Origin of the sequence: Paraburkholderia sp. DD10 (genome assembly GCF_049177125.1) — a bacterium.
GTDB lineage: Bacteria > Pseudomonadota > Gammaproteobacteria > Burkholderiales > Burkholderiaceae > Paraburkholderia > Paraburkholderia terricola.
Map to the genome: position 1 here is coordinate 3,515,218 of NZ_CP185393.1, position 14,241 is coordinate 3,529,458.

At 63.3% G+C, this 14,241-nt stretch carries 14 protein-coding genes; 5 read left to right on the top strand and 9 right to left on the bottom strand.

Going from position 1 to position 14,241, the window contains the following annotated elements:
- Positions 1 to 89 precede the first annotated feature (89 nt).
- Positions 90 to 1,133 (bottom strand): rod shape-determining protein, encoded by a 1,044-nt coding sequence (locus ACOCG7_RS31285; protein ID WP_004189550.1) that lies wholly within the window; start codon positions 1,131 to 1,133, stop codon positions 90 to 92.
- A 231-nt stretch (positions 1,134 to 1,364) separates the two neighbouring features.
- Entirely contained in the window at positions 1,365 to 1,514 is a 150-nt protein-coding gene (locus tag ACOCG7_RS31290; RefSeq protein WP_159442580.1) for a hypothetical protein, read from the bottom strand.
- On the opposite strand from ACOCG7_RS31290, the gene gatC reads away from it, so the two are divergent.
- From gatC to ACOCG7_RS31315, 5 genes are all read left to right on the top strand, one after another.
- Positions 1,513 to 1,812: an Asp-tRNA(Asn)/Glu-tRNA(Gln) amidotransferase subunit GatC gene (gene gatC / locus ACOCG7_RS31295; protein ID WP_073430341.1), complete on the top strand. Its 300-nt coding sequence runs from the start codon at positions 1,513 to 1,515 to the stop codon at positions 1,810 to 1,812. The genes ACOCG7_RS31290 and gatC overlap by 2 nt on opposite strands.
- Before the next feature lie 149 nt (positions 1,813 to 1,961).
- Entirely contained in the window at positions 1,962 to 3,449 is a 1,488-nt protein-coding gene (gene gatA, locus ACOCG7_RS31300; protein WP_073430340.1) for an Asp-tRNA(Asn)/Glu-tRNA(Gln) amidotransferase subunit GatA, read from the top strand.
- 5 nt (positions 3,450 to 3,454) lie between these two features.
- Positions 3,455 to 4,930 (top strand): Asp-tRNA(Asn)/Glu-tRNA(Gln) amidotransferase subunit GatB, encoded by a 1,476-nt coding sequence (gene gatB / locus ACOCG7_RS31305; protein WP_073430339.1) that lies wholly within the window; start codon positions 3,455 to 3,457, stop codon positions 4,928 to 4,930.
- Between the two features lie 143 nt (positions 4,931 to 5,073).
- Positions 5,074 to 5,913 (top strand): PPK2 family polyphosphate kinase, encoded by an 840-nt coding sequence (locus ACOCG7_RS31310; RefSeq protein WP_073430338.1) that lies wholly within the window; start codon positions 5,074 to 5,076, stop codon positions 5,911 to 5,913.
- Between the two features lie 49 nt (positions 5,914 to 5,962).
- Positions 5,963 to 6,742, top strand: a complete 780-nt coding sequence (locus ACOCG7_RS31315) for an exodeoxyribonuclease III (protein WP_073430337.1) — start codon at positions 5,963 to 5,965, stop codon at positions 6,740 to 6,742.
- Between the two features lie 39 nt (positions 6,743 to 6,781).
- Here the strand turns inward: ACOCG7_RS31315 and ACOCG7_RS31320 are convergent, their stop codons facing one another.
- From ACOCG7_RS31320 to argB, 7 genes are all read right to left on the bottom strand, one after another.
- On the bottom strand, positions 6,782 to 7,975 hold the full coding sequence (locus ACOCG7_RS31320) for a M48 family metallopeptidase (protein WP_073430390.1): 1,194 nt from the start codon (positions 7,973 to 7,975) through the stop codon (positions 6,782 to 6,784).
- 68 nt (positions 7,976 to 8,043) lie between these two features.
- A complete protein-coding gene (locus tag ACOCG7_RS31325; RefSeq protein ID WP_073430336.1) occupies positions 8,044 to 9,438 on the bottom strand; it encodes an AmpG family muropeptide MFS transporter in 1,395 nt (464 codons plus the stop codon).
- Positions 9,439 to 9,452: 14 nt separating this feature from the next.
- Complete coding sequence (gene metW / locus ACOCG7_RS31330) at positions 9,453 to 10,061, bottom strand: methionine biosynthesis protein MetW (protein WP_073430335.1); 609 nt, start codon at positions 10,059 to 10,061, stop codon at positions 9,453 to 9,455.
- Positions 10,058 to 11,203, bottom strand: coding sequence for a homoserine O-succinyltransferase MetX (metX, locus tag ACOCG7_RS31335; RefSeq protein ID WP_073430334.1), 1,146 nt, complete (start codon positions 11,201 to 11,203; stop codon positions 10,058 to 10,060). Before metX ends, metW begins: the two co-directional genes overlap by 4 nt.
- Positions 11,204 to 11,501: 298 nt before the next feature.
- Positions 11,502 to 12,179: a nucleoid occlusion factor SlmA gene (gene slmA, locus ACOCG7_RS31340; RefSeq protein WP_073430333.1), complete on the bottom strand. Its 678-nt coding sequence runs from the start codon at positions 12,177 to 12,179 to the stop codon at positions 11,502 to 11,504.
- Entirely contained in the window at positions 12,146 to 12,946 is an 801-nt protein-coding gene (locus tag ACOCG7_RS31345) for a pyrimidine 5'-nucleotidase (RefSeq protein WP_073430332.1), read from the bottom strand. The genes slmA and ACOCG7_RS31345 overlap by 34 nt, the downstream gene beginning before the upstream one ends.
- 206 nt (positions 12,947 to 13,152) lie before the next feature.
- Positions 13,153 to 14,052, bottom strand: a complete 900-nt coding sequence (argB, locus tag ACOCG7_RS31350) for an acetylglutamate kinase (protein ID WP_073430331.1) — start codon at positions 14,050 to 14,052, stop codon at positions 13,153 to 13,155.
- Between the last annotated feature and the right edge of the window lie 189 nt (positions 14,053 to 14,241).

Below are 14,241 nucleotides of genomic sequence, written 5' to 3' on the forward strand. Positions count from 1 at the left end.
CGCGGAGGCTGGAAGGTCCAGCCAACGGCAAACCGGCCCGCAAGGGGCCGTTTGCCTGATCCGCGCTACTGACATGGAGACGGGCTCGCTTACTCGTACGAGAAGATGCTGCCCAGCTTGTCCATGCGTTCGAGCGCCATGCCCGAGCCGCGCACGACGCACGTGAGCGGGTCTTCGGCGACGAGCACCGGCAGGCCGGTTTCTTCCGCGAGCAGGCGGTCCAGATCGCGCAGCAGTGCGCCACCGCCCGTGAGCATCATGCCGCGCTCGGCGATGTCGGCGCCGAGTTCCGGCGGCGTTTGTTCGAGCGCGATCTTCACCGACGACACGATCTGGTTCAGCGGATCGGTGAGGGCTTCGAGAATTTCGTTGCTGGAAATCGTGAAGCTGCGCGGAATGCCTTCCGACAGGTTGCGGCCCTTCACTTCCATTTCCTTGACTTCCGAACCCGGGAACGCGGAGCCGATTTCTTTCTTGATGGCCTCGGCGGTTTGTTCGCCGATCAGCATGCCGTAGTTGCGGCGGATGTAGTTGACGATGGCTTCGTCGAACTTGTCGCCGCCCACGCGCACCGAACCTTTATATACGATGCCGCCGAGCGAGATCACGCCGACTTCCGTCGTGCCGCCGCCGATGTCGACGACCATCGAGCCGGTAGCTTCCGACACCGGCAAGCCAGCGCCGATCGCGGCGGCCATGGGTTCTTCGATGAGATAGACCTGCGAAGCGCCGGCACCGTGCGCGGCTTCCTTGATGGCACGACGCTCGACCTGAGTCGAACCGCACGGCACGCAAATGATGATGCGCGGCGACGGCGAGAACATGCGCGATTCATGGGCAGTTTTGATGAACTGCTTGATCATCTGTTCGGTAACGGTGAAGTCGGCGATCACGCCGTCTTTCATTGGGCGGATTGCCTCGATGTTGCCCGGCACCTTGCCGAGCATCTGCTTGGCTTCCTTACCGACTGCCTGAATGGTTTTCTTGCCGTTGGGACCGCCTTCCTGGCGGATCGAGACCACCGACGGTTCGTCGAGAACGATACCTTTGCCACGCATGTAGATGAGCGTATTGGCAGTGCCAAGGTCAATGGCCAGATCGTTGGAGAAATAGCTGCGCAAAAAACCGAACATTCAAAATCCTGTCTCGCTTGGCGCCGGGCCTCGCAACATATGCGCAGGGCGGCAGCGGAAAAAATAACAGCCTCAACCGGGCGAAATGGGCGCCGCTGATCTTGAAGCTGCGGGGGAGTCTACCGGAGGCCGGTGCAAAGCCACGTTAGAAAAATCCGAACCATCTTTGAGAACTGATCGGAAAGGCCGTGTTAAGTCGGTCCGGGTTTGGGTCGAACGCGTAATGATACCTTATAATTTTGGATGTTTTGAAGGAAACGGCTGGCACTTTTTGCCACCGCTGGCCCCTTTTTCGAGGTCTTCCTCCAGCGTCGTAACCCGCTGTCGCGGCATTATTTTTTCGTTGCCGCGGCGGTCCACCACATTTTCCGGTGACTGCATGGCTCTGACCCTGACCGATGTAAAACGCATCGCGCATCTCGCGCGGCTCGACCTCGCCGAAGCCGACGCTGAGCACACGCTCGTCCAGCTCAATGACTTCTTTGGCCTCGTCGAGCAGATGCAGGCGGTCGATACCACTGGCATCGCCCCGCTTGCTCATCCGATCGAGCAGATCGAAGACGTCGCGCTGCGCCTGCGCGACGACGCGGTAACCGAAACAGTCGAACGCGAAGCTTTCCAACGCCCGGCGCCGGCCGTGCAAGACGGCCTGTACCTCGTGCCGAAGGTGATCGAGTAAGAATCGCGCATCAAGCCCGGCACGGCGTGCGAACGGAATACCGCTCGAATCCGCGCCATCCGGCTTCCTCGGCTCGGCTTGCCGGCGGGCAGCCGAACGCCCAAACGGCAGCGTCGCCCGCGCTGCCGCGCTCTTCAGGATAAAACGCAATGCATGAAAAAAGCTTGACCGAACTGCGCGCCGCACTGGCGGCCAAGGAATGCTCCGCAGTCGAACTGGCCCAGTTGTATCTGAAGCGGATCGACGCCGCCAATAGCCTCAACGCATTCATCCAGGTCGATGCCGATCTGACGCTCGCGCAGGCAAAAGCCGCGGACGCGCTGCTGCACACCGGCCACGCGGGTCCGCTGGCCGGCCTGCCGATCGCGCATAAGGATGTGTTCGTCACCAAGGGCTGGCGCTCCACCGCCGGCTCGAAGATGCTGTCGAACTATCAGAGTCCGTTCGACGCAACCGTGGTCGCGCGTCTGCAGAACGCCGGCATGGTGTGCGTGGGCAAGACCAATATGGACGAGTTCGCGATGGGCTCGTCCAACGAGAATTCGTACTTCGGCCCCGTGCAGAATCCGTGGGATCGTCAGGCTGTGCCCGGCGGTTCGTCGGGCGGCTCGGCGGCTGCGGTCGCCGCGCGTCTCGCGCCGGCCGCCACCGGCACGGATACGGGCGGCTCGATCCGTCAGCCGGCATCGTTCTCGGGCATCACCGGCATCAAGCCGACCTACGGCCGCGTGTCGCGTTACGGGATGATCGCGTTCGCCTCGTCGTTGGATCAGGGCGGCCCGATGGCGCGGAACGCCGCGGACTGCGCGACGCTCCTCAACGCAATGGCCGGTTTCGACGAACGCGACTCCACGAGCCTCGTTCGCGACGACGAAGACTACACGCGCTACATCGGCAAGCCGTGGCAGGAAGACGGCGCCAGCAAGCCGCTCGCCGGCTTGCGCATCGGCCTGCCGAAAGAGTATTTCGGCGCGGGTCTCGCCGACGACGTGCGTGCCGCCATCGACGCCGCGTTGAAGCAATACGAAGCACTCGGCGCAACGCTGGTCGAAGTCTCGTTGCCGAAAACCGAACTGTCGATCCCCGTCTACTACGTGATCGCGCCGGCGGAAGCTTCGTCGAACCTGTCGCGTTTCGACGGCGTGCGCTTCGGCCATCGCGCCGCGGAGTATCGCGATCTGCTCGACATGTACAAGAAGTCGCGCGCCGAAGGTTTCGGACCTGAGGTGAAGCGCCGTATTCTCGTCGGCGCCTACGTGCTGTCGCACGGCTATTACGACGCGTACTACCTGCAGGCGCAAAAAATCCGCCGCATCATCGCCCAGGATTTCCAGGAGGCGTTCAGGCAGTGCGACGTGATCATGGGACCGGTCGCGCCGTCGGTGGCGTGGGACCTCGGCGCGAAAGGCGACGACCCCGTGCAGATGTATCTGGCCGACATCTACACGCTGTCGGTGAGCCTCGCCGGTTTGCCGGGCATGAGCGTGCCGTGCGGCTTCGGCGCGGGCGCGAATGCGCAGCGTCCGGTGGGCCTGCAGATCATCGGCAACTATTTCAATGAAGCCCGGATGTTGCAGGTGGCCGACGCGTTCCAGCGCGCGACCGACTGGCACCGCAAAGCACCGGCAGGAGTGTGAGCACCATGACCAAGCAATGGGAAGTCGTGATCGGTCTGGAGACCCACGCGCAACTGTCGACCCAATCGAAGATTTTCTCGGGCGCTTCGACGCAGTTCGGCGCCGCGCCCAACACGCAGGCGTGCCCTGTCGATCTCGCATTGCCGGGCACCTTGCCGGTGATGAACCGCGGCGCCGTCGAGCGCGCGATCCAGTTCGGTCTCGCGATCGGTTCGACGATCGCCCCGCGCAGCATCTTCGCGCGCAAGAATTACTTTTATCCCGATCTGCCGAAGGGCTATCAGATCAGCCAGTATGAAATCCCCGTCGTGCAGGGCGGGCAGGTGAAGATCCAGGTGCCGGCCAACGAAAAGGCGGGCAAGGAAGCGTACGAGAAAATCGTCAATCTCACGCGCGCTCACCTTGAAGAAGACGCCGGCAAGTCGCTGCACGAAGACTTCGCGGGCATGACCGGCATCGACCTGAATCGCGCGGGCACGCCGCTGCTGGAAATCGTCACCGAGCCGGAAATGCGCAGCGCGGCGGAAGCGGTCGCCTACGCGAAAACGCTGCACACGCTCGTCACGTGGCTCGGAATTTGCGACGGCAACATGCAGGAAGGCTCGTTCCGTTGCGACGCGAACGTGTCGGTGCGCCCGGTCGGTCAGGCGGAATTCGGCACGCGCGCCGAAATCAAGAACCTGAACTCGTTCCGCTTTCTGGAAGAAGCGATCCAGTACGAAGTGCGCCGTCAGATCGAATTGATCGAGGAAGGCGGCACGGTGGTGCAGGAAACGCGGCTGTACGATCCGGACAAGCGCGAAACGCGTTCCATGCGCAGCAAGGAAGACGCGCACGATTACCGCTATTTCCCCGATCCCGATCTGATGCCGCTCGTGATCGATCCGGCGTGGGTCGAGCGTGTGAAGCGCGAGATGCCGGAATTGCCGGCAGCGATTCAACAGCGCTTCGTGACGCAATACGGCCTCACGCCGTACGACGCGAACATGCTCACGTCGAGTAAGGCGATGGCCGCGTACTACGAAGCGGTGGTCGCCAAGGTCGGCCCGGCGAACGCCAAGGTCGCGGCCAACTGGCTCATGGGCGAGGTGTCGTCGCAACTGAATCGCGAAGGCCTGGATATCGCCGAAAGCCCGGTTTCGTCCGCGCAGCTTGCGCTGTTGTTGCAACGTATCGCCGACGGCACGATCTCGAACAAGATCGCCAAGGAAATTTTCCTCGCGATCTGGGAGGAAAAGGCCACGGACGAAGCCGCCGCGGATCGCATCATCGAGGCCAAGGGTTTGAAGCAGATTTCGGACACCGGCGCGCTGGAAGCGATCATCGACGAAGTGCTCGCCGCGAACCAGAAGTCGGTCGAGGAATTCCGCGCCGGCAAGGACAAGGCGTTCAACGCGCTGATCGGCCAGGCGATGAAGGCGACCAAGGGCAAGGCCAATCCGGCGCAGGTGAATGAGCTGCTGAAGAAGAAGCTGTCCTGAGCCGGCGCGCAGTTCAGACGCAGTTGGGGAAACCCGGTTGAAGCGCGAGCTTCAGACATCGCGGGCCGTTGCCGGAAACGAAAGTGGGGCAACGGCCCGTTTCATTTACGGGCCCGTTTGAACGCAGATCACGGAGAGTGTGAATGGCGAAGCAACCCGAACTCGACGACTTCCGCGTGCCGTATTTCGAGGCCGGCAAGAAGAACGGCAAGTTCTCGCTCGGCAACGTCGACCCCGCCGCAAGGCCGTTTTCGAGCGGTTCGAAAGACGCCGACCGGGCGCGCTTGTCCGAGATCGGCGCGAAGCTCGACATACAGCAGGAGTGTCTCCACGCGCAGCAGAAGCGTCGCGTGCTGCTGGTGCTGCAAGGCATGGACACGAGCGGCAAGGACGGCACCATCCGCGCGGTGTTTCATGAAGTCGATCCGCTCGGCTTGCGCATCGTGCCGTTCAAGGCGCCCACCGCCACCGAACTCGCGCATGATTTTCTGTGGCGCGTGCATTCGCAGGCGCCCGCCGCCGGCGAGCTGACCGTCTTCAATCGCAGTCACTACGAAGACCTGCTCGTGCCCACCGTGCTCGGCACGTTGGATGCCCAAGGCTTCGAGCAACGCTGCCGCCACATTCGCCAGTTCGAGGAGATGCTGGCCGATAGCGGCACGACCATCCTCAAGTGCATGCTGCACATTTCGAAAGACGAGCAGCGCGTGCGCTTGCAAGCGCGCATCGACGATCCGAGCAAACACTGGAAGTTCGACGTGTCCGATCTCGATGCCCGCAAGCACTGGGACAAATATCAGGCGGTGTATCGCGACGCGTTGGCGGCGACGTCGACCGAATACGCGCCTTGGTACGTGGTGCCGGCCGATTCGAAAACGCACCGCAACGTCATGATCGCCGAGTTGCTGCTGCGCACCTTCGAATCGTTGAAACTCGAATATCCGCCGCCCAAGGAATCGCTAAGGGGTGTTAGGGTCGCGTGACCCCGTGCCCTCCGCTACCAGAAACGAATCGACATCAAAAAGGAACGACATGTTGCGTGTGATTACCGCCAACCTGAACGGCATCCGCTCAGCGGCCAAGAAGGGCTTTTTCGAGTGGTTCGGCGAGCAGCAGGCCGACGTGCTGTGCGTGCAGGAAATCAAATGCTCGCAGGACGATATGACGCCGGAATTCATGGCGCCGCACGATTTCACCGGCTACTTCCAGCATGCGGTGAAAAAAGGCTATAGCGGCGCGGGCGTGTACACCCGCCATGAGCCGGACGAAGTGGTGATCGGTTTCGGCAGCGAGGAGTTCGACCCGGAAGGGCGCTATGTCGAATTGCGTTTCGGCAAGCTGTCGGTGATCTCGGTGTATGTGCCGTCGGGGTCGAGCGGTGACGAGCGTCAGCAGGCCAAGTACCGTTTCATGGACGAATTCATGCCGCATCTCGCTGAACTCACCAGGGAGCGCGAGGTGATCGTGTGCGGCGACGTGAACATCGTCCACAAGGAAATCGACATCAAGAACTGGAAGAGCAACCAGAAGAACTCAGGCTGCCTGCCGGAAGAGCGCGCATGGCTGACCAGGCTGTTCGACGAAGTGGGTTACGTCGACGTGTTCCGCACGCTCGACCAGCGGCCGGAGCAGTACACGTGGTGGAGCAATCGCGGCCAGGCTTATGCGAAGAACGTTGGGTGGCGGATCGATTATCAGATCGCGACGCCGGGCATCGCGAGCAAGGCGAAGCGCACCGACGTGTTTCGCGACATCAAGTTCAGCGACCATGCGCCGCTGACCGTCGATTACGATCACCAGATCGACAAGTAGCCATTGCCCGCGCCGCACGCGGCGTGCGGCTCGCGAAATTCATTCGCGGGCCAGCTTGCGGCGCGGACGGCCTATGCCGCCGTAGTCGGGCAGCTCGTCGATCGTTTTGTCGATGGCCTTTGCGTAGAGCGGCAACATATCCGGCAAGCGCTTGATGATGTCCTGGCGGCGCGCCTGCGTGTACGGATGCACGTAGATGAAACCTTGCTCGCGGTTGGCGCGCGTCGCCGCCGCCAGTTTGTCCCATAGCCCGATGGCTGCGCGCGGATCGAAGCCGGCGCGCGATGCGATATCGCTGCCGATCACGTCGGCTTCCGTCTCGTCGGTGTTTTCGTACTTCATTTCGAGCAACTGCGAACCGATGCCGAGCGGCGCCACGCCGAGATCGGCGAGACCGAAGAGTTGCGGGATCGCGCCCGACGAACTGATCTGTCCCGCCTGCCGTTCGCCGAGCCGCTCGCGCGCATGCTCGCGCAGCGCGTGCGCGATCTCATGCCCGAGCAGCATGCCGAGTTCGTTGTCGTTCAGACGCACCCGGTCGAGCAGTCCGCTATACACGACGATCTTGCCGCCAGGCAGACAGTACATGCGGATATCGTTCGAGCGCACCACCGCGACGTCCCACTTCCAGCCCTTGGCCCGCTCGTTCCATTTCAGCGAGTAGGGAATCATCTTGTCGAGCATCGAACGCACGCGCGTGACGTGCGCGTCGGCATCGCCGTACAGGCGATTCGCGTGCTCCGCGCCATAGGCGATCTGATCGAACTCTTCGGCGGCTTGCGTTTCGAGCACCGGCGAGGGGATCAGATTGCGGAACACCAGGTAGCCGCCGTAGCGTAGCTGTGTGTTGGGGCCGTACGAGGGCGACGCCGGCACGCTGGCGGCGGTTGCCGACGTGGCGGCGGGCGCCTTGGCGGCTGCGGGCGGTGACGATGTGGCCGCGGGCGTGCGCGGCGTCACCGGCGCCGGGGGCGGTTGCGGCGAAGGCGGCGTGACGGCCGCGGGCGCGCTGCCGGCGCTGGTGGCGCTGTTCGCGCCGGGCGTCGATGTCGAATTCTCGGGGCTCGCCGGGTTCTGCGCCGGTTTTGCCGTTGGCGCTGCGGAGGGTGCCGTTGCGGTTGCCGATGTCGGTGCGCTAACGCCGGCCGCCGGGGCCGTGGCGTAGGCGTTCAACGGCACGACGGCCCATGCGAGGCCCGCGCAGCCGAGCGCCCATACGACATGCAGCGCGATGCGGCCAGGCTGGAACGCCTGCGCCTTGGCGCTATCCCGGCGCCCCGCGCGCGTAGCCGCAAGCGCCGTCACGACTGAGTCCTCCACGGCGCGATGCGCAGCAGAAGCAGCATGCCGGGCAGCGCCAGCACCGTGCAGACGATGAAGTAGTCGAACCAGCCAATCTGCGCGACCACGTAACCGCTTGCCGCCGACGCCAGCGTGCGCGGCACCGAAGCGAGACTCGTGAAAAGCGCGAACTGCGTGGCCGTGTAGCGCGGATCGGTGGTGCTGGCGATATACGCGGTGAAAGCCGCCATCGTCAGGCCGGTGGAAAAAGTCTCGAATCCGTAGACGAGCGCCAGCGCGACCGAGCGCGGCTCGAGCTGCACGGCCCAGTCGATGCCCACCAGCGCCAGCAGCTTCGTCGTGCCCTCGCTCAGCCACACGGCGATGTCGTAAATCACCACGAGACCCGGCGAGGCGGGCCCGAGATGCGCGAGCCACGCGAAACCGAGCGTCGACACCATTTGCAGCACGCCGAAAATCCACAGCCCGCGGCCGATGCCGATCTTCATCAGCCAGATTCCGCCGACGATCCCGCCCGCGAGACTCGCGCCGAACGCGGTAGTCTTCGCGATCACGCCGACCTGCGTGCGCGAAAAGCCGATATCGAGGAAGAACGACGTGGACAGCGTGGTCGCCATCGTGTCGCCGAGCTTGTACAGAAAGATGAAGCCGAGCACGAACAGCGCGCCGCGCCAGCCGTCGCGGTGAATGAATTCGCTGAATGGCTGCACGATCGCCTCGCGCAGATTCTTGGGCGGCGTGCCATGCACTTCGGGCTCGCGCACCACTAGCGTCATCACCATGCCCGGCAGCATGAACGCTGCCGTGACGATGAAAACGGTGGTCCACGGCAAATGGTCGGACAGAATCAGCGCGAGCGATCCAGGGACCAGCGCCGCGATCTTGTAAGCGTTCACATGAACCGCATTGCCGAGCCCCTGCTGGGTATCGCTCAGCAGTTCGCGCCGGTAGGCGTCGATCGAGATATCCTGGCTTGCGCCGAAGAACGCGACGAGCGCCGTCAACGCGGCCACCGTCCAGATCGAATCGCGCGGCGACACGAAGCCGAGCGTCGCGATCGCGCCGGCGACCAGAATCTGTGTGACCAGCATCCAGCCGCGCCGTCTGCCCGGACGCCAGCCCGGAAAACGCGGCACGTAGCGGTCCATCAGCGGCGCCCAGATGAATTTCCAGGTATACGGAAACTGAATCAGCGCAAACAGGCCGATTTCCTTCAGGTTGACGCCTTCAGAGCGTAACCACGCCTGCACCAGATAGACGAGCGTGAACAGCGGCAATCCCGACGTGAAGCCGAGAAAGACGCAAATCAGCATGCGCGTATTCAGGAATGCGCGCCAGCCGGGATGTTCTTCGTGAGCGGTAAGTGCGGGCGCCTCATGCGGCGGGTTCGACATGTGGATAACTTGCGTTAGCTTTTCTTGACGCGATAGACCGCAAGACTACCACGCCAGTTCGCCCCCCATCGCACCGCCTGACCTTCGTGGAGGACGACGCGGTCGAGAATCTCGATGCCGACTTCGGGCGCGAGCGCCTCGAAATCCTTGATGGTCAGCACCCGCACGTTCGGCGTGTTGTGCCACTGATAAGGCAGCGACTTCGACACCGGCATGCGGCCTTGCAGGACCGAAAGCCGGTGCGCCCAGTAGCCGAAATTCGGGAACGAGACGATGCATTCCTTGCCGACGCGCACCGTCTCGCGCAGGATCGCCGCCGTCTGATGAATGGTTTGCAGCGTTTGCGACAGAATCGCGAAGTCGAAACTGCGGTCTTCGAACAGACGCAGGCCGTCTTCCAGATTCTGCTGGATCACGTTCACGCCGTTTTGCGTCGACGCCAGCACGCCCGCGTCGGTGATTTCGATGCCGTAGCCCTGCACGTCCAGCTCTTCGGTGAGCAGCGACAGCAGCGAGCCGTCGCCGCAGCCCAGGTCGAGCACGGTGGCGCGCGTTTCGACCCAGCGGGCGATCGCGCGGAAGTCCGGGCGTAGCGCCAGGTAATCGAGTGCTCGCTGGTTCATGCGTTCACCTCGTTCGCAATGCGTTCGTAATAAGCGCGCATCAGGTTGTGATAGCGCGCGTCGTCGAGCAGGAAGGCGTCGTGGCCGTGCGGCGCGTCGATTTCAGCGTAGGTGACCGTGCGCTTGTGATCGAGCAGCGCCTTCACCAGTTCGCGCGAGCGGGCCGGCGCGAAACGCCAGTCGGTTGCGAAGCTTGCAATCAGGTATTTCGCCGTGGTGTGCGCGAGCGCGGCGGTCAGATCGCCGTCGAAGGCCTTGGCCGGGTCGAAATAGTCGAGCGCGCGGGTAATCAGCAGATACGTGTTCGCGTCGAAGTAGTCGGCGAATTTGTCGCCCTGATAGCGCAGATACGATTCCACCTCGAATTCCACGTCGAAGTTGAAGTTGTACGCATCGAGCGCGCCTTCCGCGCGGCGCAGCGAGCGGCCGAATTTCTCGGCCATGTCGTCGTCCGACAGATAGGTGATATGGCCGATCATGCGCGCGACGCGCAAGCCGCGCTTCGGCTTCACGTTGTGCGCGTAGTAATTGCCGCCGTGAAAGTCGGGATCCGACAGGATCGCCGAGCGCGCCACCTCGTTGAACGCGATGTTCTGCGCCGACAGCTTCGGCGTGGACGCGACCACGATGCAGTGCGCGACACGCTCGGGATACATCATGCTCCACGCGAGCGCCTGCATGCCGCCGAGGCTGCCGCCCATCACCGCGGCAAAGCGCGTGATGCCGAATTCATCGGCGACGCGCGCCTGGGCGTTGACCCAATCTTCGACCGTCACCACGGGGAACGTCGCGCCGTACGGTTTGCCCGTGGCCGGATCGATGCTCATCGGCCCGGTCGAACCGAAGCACGAGCCCAGGTTGTTCACGCCGATCACGAAGAATCTGTTGGTGTCGAGCGGCTTGCCGGGGCCGACCATGTTGTCCCACCAGCCGAGGTCCTTCGGATTGTCGGCATACACGCCGGCCACGTGATGCGAGGCGTTGAGCGCGTGACATACCAGCACCGCATTGCTGCGCGCGGCGTTGAGCGTGCCGTAGGTCTCGACCATCAGGTCGTAACCGTCCAGCGAGCTGCCGTTCTGCAAACGCAGCGGCTCGGTGAAATGCATTTTTTGGGGAGCGACGATACCGATCGATTCCATTCATTCCGCCATTTGACAAAGACAGGGCGGCTAGATGGCGTCGGCGAAGCACGGAGAGGAACGACTGTGTGCGCGGCTGACGACCTCTTTAGCCGCATTTATAGTGAACCGCGGGATCTTCCCGGCAGTTCGCGCGCCCGCAATCGAGTCAGCAAATCGGCGCGTGATGGATGTTCAGGAGCGCGGCCCCGGATGCTTCGTGGTGCCGCAGTCAGGCGCAAAGTATAGCGGAAAATCCCATGCGGCAGCGTCGCGGGCACAGTCCTGGCGCGACATCATCCGAGATGCGCGGCGTGGACTATTGGAGAATTAGCAGGAGCTGCGCGTCGGCATGTTCGGCGGGCATGCGCGCGAAACCGCTGCGCACATAGCGATGCCAGCGGCCGATGATATAGCTCAGCAAAAGGCTCGCGCGGACGGCCGGGTCGTAGCCGGCGGGCAGCGGGACGGCAACGTTTTCGCCCGTGGTTGCTCCCGCTTCCATGTGTGCCACTCGCAGACATTGTTTCAACGACGCCTCGACGCGCTCCAGCATCTGATTCACACGCTCGGTCAGCCGTTCGTGCTCGCCGACCAGCGCCTCGCACGTCAACACACGCGTCATGCCGGGATTCTTCGCGGGGAAGTTGAGCAGCATCAGCGCGATCGCGCGGGCTTGCAGCACGCCGTTGCTTTCCTTGTCGGCGATCTGGTTGATGAGCCCGAAGATGGTTTGCTCGATGAACTCGATCAGCCCTTCGAACATTTGCGCCTTGCTGGCGAAATGGCGGTAGAGCGCCGCTTCCGACACGCCGAGCCGGGCGGCGAGCGCCGCCGTGGTGATCTTTTCGCTCTTCGGCGCCTCCAGCATGGCGGCGAGCGTCTGCAGGATGTGGACGCGGCGCTCGCCCGGCTTCAGGCGCTGCGCGCGCGCGGCGACGGGCGCTGTGCGCTCGTGTTCGGCTAAGGCTTCGTCGGGCTTGTCGATCGGCTGCATGGCTGTCGTCCCTGCTGTCCCTTCAATCGAACCGAGCGGGTGCCCAGTCGAAGCGATTTTAACGAACGAATGGTCCGATCGACATAGTGCGGCCGGCCGGTGCCCGGCAGGCGCGTCGGCACGCCGTCCGCATGCGGCTTGCGCGGCAGATGGCCGGTGATCCACACGGTGCGGATGCCGAGGCGCCGATAGTGCTTTAAATGCGAGCGCGTGTCTTCAACGAGGATCACGTCCTTGAGCGACACATGCGCGTCGCGCATCGCCTTGCGCAACATCGCGTGGTCGGGTTTGGCGCGCCAGTTGCGGCGATCGCGCATGTGCTCGATGGCGATCACCTGTTCGAACAGACGCTCGATGCGCAGTTTGGCGAGCACCGCGCGCGCATAGCTTTCGGGCGCGTTGGTCAGCACGATCTTGCGGCCCGGCAGCGCCGCGACGAGGCGCGCGACACCGCGTTCGTGGCGAATCATCGAACCGAGGTCGGGAAACGTATGCACGACCTTCAGGAAGTCGTTCGGATCGAGCGGATGGTGGCGCGCGAGACCGAGCAGCGTCGCGCCGTAGCGCTGCGTGTAACCGGTGCGCAAGCGATTGGCTTCGTCCATTTCGACTTGCAGCGCGTCGATGATGTACTGCGTCATCGCCTGATTGATCGCCGGAAAGATCGCGTGCGAAGCGCGGTGCAGCGTGTTGTCGAGATCGAACAGCCAGACCGGGCGGCCGCCAGCGATGTGCGGGCGGCGGCGTCGGGAAGTGGGAGTGCGCATGATGAAAGGCGCCGTTCAGGCGCGAGCGGTCGCATTACGCGGCAAACGCGGACGGTTCGCGGCGCGGACGGCGATCGAGGAAGGGTGAGTGTGTCGGCGTGAGACGCTGGCGTGCAGCGGGATAACGGCCAACGCAGCAGTGAAACGACGCGGCACACATGGCGCGTCTTGCGAGCGCGCCGTGCGTGCCGGGTTTGAGGCAGGAATCAATGCGAGCGGATCATCGTGCCGAACGGCTGTTCGGTGAGGATTTCCAGCAGCACCGAGTGCTCGATCCGGCCGTCGATGATGTGCACCGAACGCACGCCGCTCTTGGCCGCGTCCAGCGCCGACGAGATTTTCGGCAGCATGCCGCCGGAGATCGTGCCGTCGGCGAACAGGGCGTCGATTTCGCGCGCTGAAAGATCGGTGAGCAGATTGCCTTCCTTGTCCATCACGCCCGGAATGTTGGTCATGATGACCAGCTTTTCCGCGTTCAGCACCACGGCCAGCTTGCCGGCGACCAGGTCCGCGTTGATGTTGTACGACAGGCCGTCTTCACCGAAGCCGATCGGCGAAATCACCGGAATGAACGCGTCGTCTTGCAGCGCCTTCACGACGGCCGGATTGATTGCCTCGACTTCGCCCACCTGGCCGATGTCGACGTATTGGCCGGGGTTGTCGCGATCCGGCATTTGCATCTTGCGCGCGTGGATCAGGCCGCCGTCCTTGCCGGTGAGGCCGACCGCATGACCGCCGAAATGATTGATGAGCGTGACGATGTCCTGCTGCACCTCGCCGCCGAGCACCCATTCGACGACTTCCATCGTCTCTTCGTCGGTGACGCGCATGCCCTGGATGAACGTGCCCTGTTTGCCGATCTTCTTCAGCGCCTGATCGATTTGCGGACCGCCGCCGTGCACGATGACCGGGTTGATGCCGACCAGCTTCAGCAGGATCACGTCGCGCGCGAAGCCTTGCTTCAGGCGCTCTTCGGTCATGGCGTTGCCGCCGTATTTGATGACCACGGTCTTACCGTGATACTGGCGGATGTAGGGCAGCGCCTCGGCCAGGATTTCAGCCTTCAGGGTGGGCGCAATCTGCGAAAGGTCGGGAAGCTCGGACATGGCGGCAGGCTCGGGCACGGGACGGTTAAAACAGGGCGAATTGTACAGGACTGGCGCGTTGCAACAGGGTTTTCGACAGCGACGGCAACGCCTGAGCGCGCCGGTTTTGTACACCGCGTAGAGGCGGCCCGCAACCTGTAGCCGACGATCGAGCGTACCGCTGTTGAGACGCGCCCCGCAATTGGCCGA

Excerpts from the sequence above, each read along its gene's own strand:
- ACOCG7_RS31290 (WP_159442580.1), bottom strand. The coding sequence starts at position 1,514 with ATGCAGTCACCGGAAAATGTGGTGGACCGCCGCGGCAACGAAAAAATA.
- gatA (WP_073430340.1), top strand. The coding sequence starts at position 1,962 with ATGCATGAAAAAAGCTTGACCGAACTGCGCGCCGCACTGGCGGCCAAG.
- metX (WP_073430334.1), bottom strand. The coding sequence starts at position 11,203 with ATGGAATCGATCGGTATCGTCGCTCCCCAAAAAATGCATTTCACCGAG.
- ACOCG7_RS31345 (WP_073430332.1), bottom strand. The coding sequence starts at position 12,946 with ATGCGCACTCCCACTTCCCGACGCCGCCGCCCGCACATCGCTGGCGGC.
- ACOCG7_RS31310 (WP_073430338.1), top strand. The coding sequence starts at position 5,074 with ATGGCGAAGCAACCCGAACTCGACGACTTCCGCGTGCCGTATTTCGAG.
- metW (WP_073430335.1), bottom strand. The coding sequence starts at position 10,061 with ATGAACCAGCGAGCACTCGATTACCTGGCGCTACGCCCGGACTTCCGC.
- gatB (WP_073430339.1), top strand. The coding sequence starts at position 3,455 with ATGACCAAGCAATGGGAAGTCGTGATCGGTCTGGAGACCCACGCGCAA.
- slmA (WP_073430333.1), bottom strand. The coding sequence starts at position 12,179 with ATGCAGCCGATCGACAAGCCCGACGAAGCCTTAGCCGAACACGAGCGC.
- argB (WP_073430331.1), bottom strand. The coding sequence starts at position 14,052 with ATGTCCGAGCTTCCCGACCTTTCGCAGATTGCGCCCACCCTGAAGGCT.
- ACOCG7_RS31285 (WP_004189550.1), bottom strand. The coding sequence starts at position 1,133 with ATGTTCGGTTTTTTGCGCAGCTATTTCTCCAACGATCTGGCCATTGAC.
- ACOCG7_RS31315 (WP_073430337.1), top strand. The coding sequence starts at position 5,963 with ATGTTGCGTGTGATTACCGCCAACCTGAACGGCATCCGCTCAGCGGCC.
- gatC (WP_073430341.1), top strand. The coding sequence starts at position 1,513 with ATGGCTCTGACCCTGACCGATGTAAAACGCATCGCGCATCTCGCGCGG.
- ACOCG7_RS31325 (WP_073430336.1), bottom strand. The coding sequence starts at position 9,438 with ATGTCGAACCCGCCGCATGAGGCGCCCGCACTTACCGCTCACGAAGAA.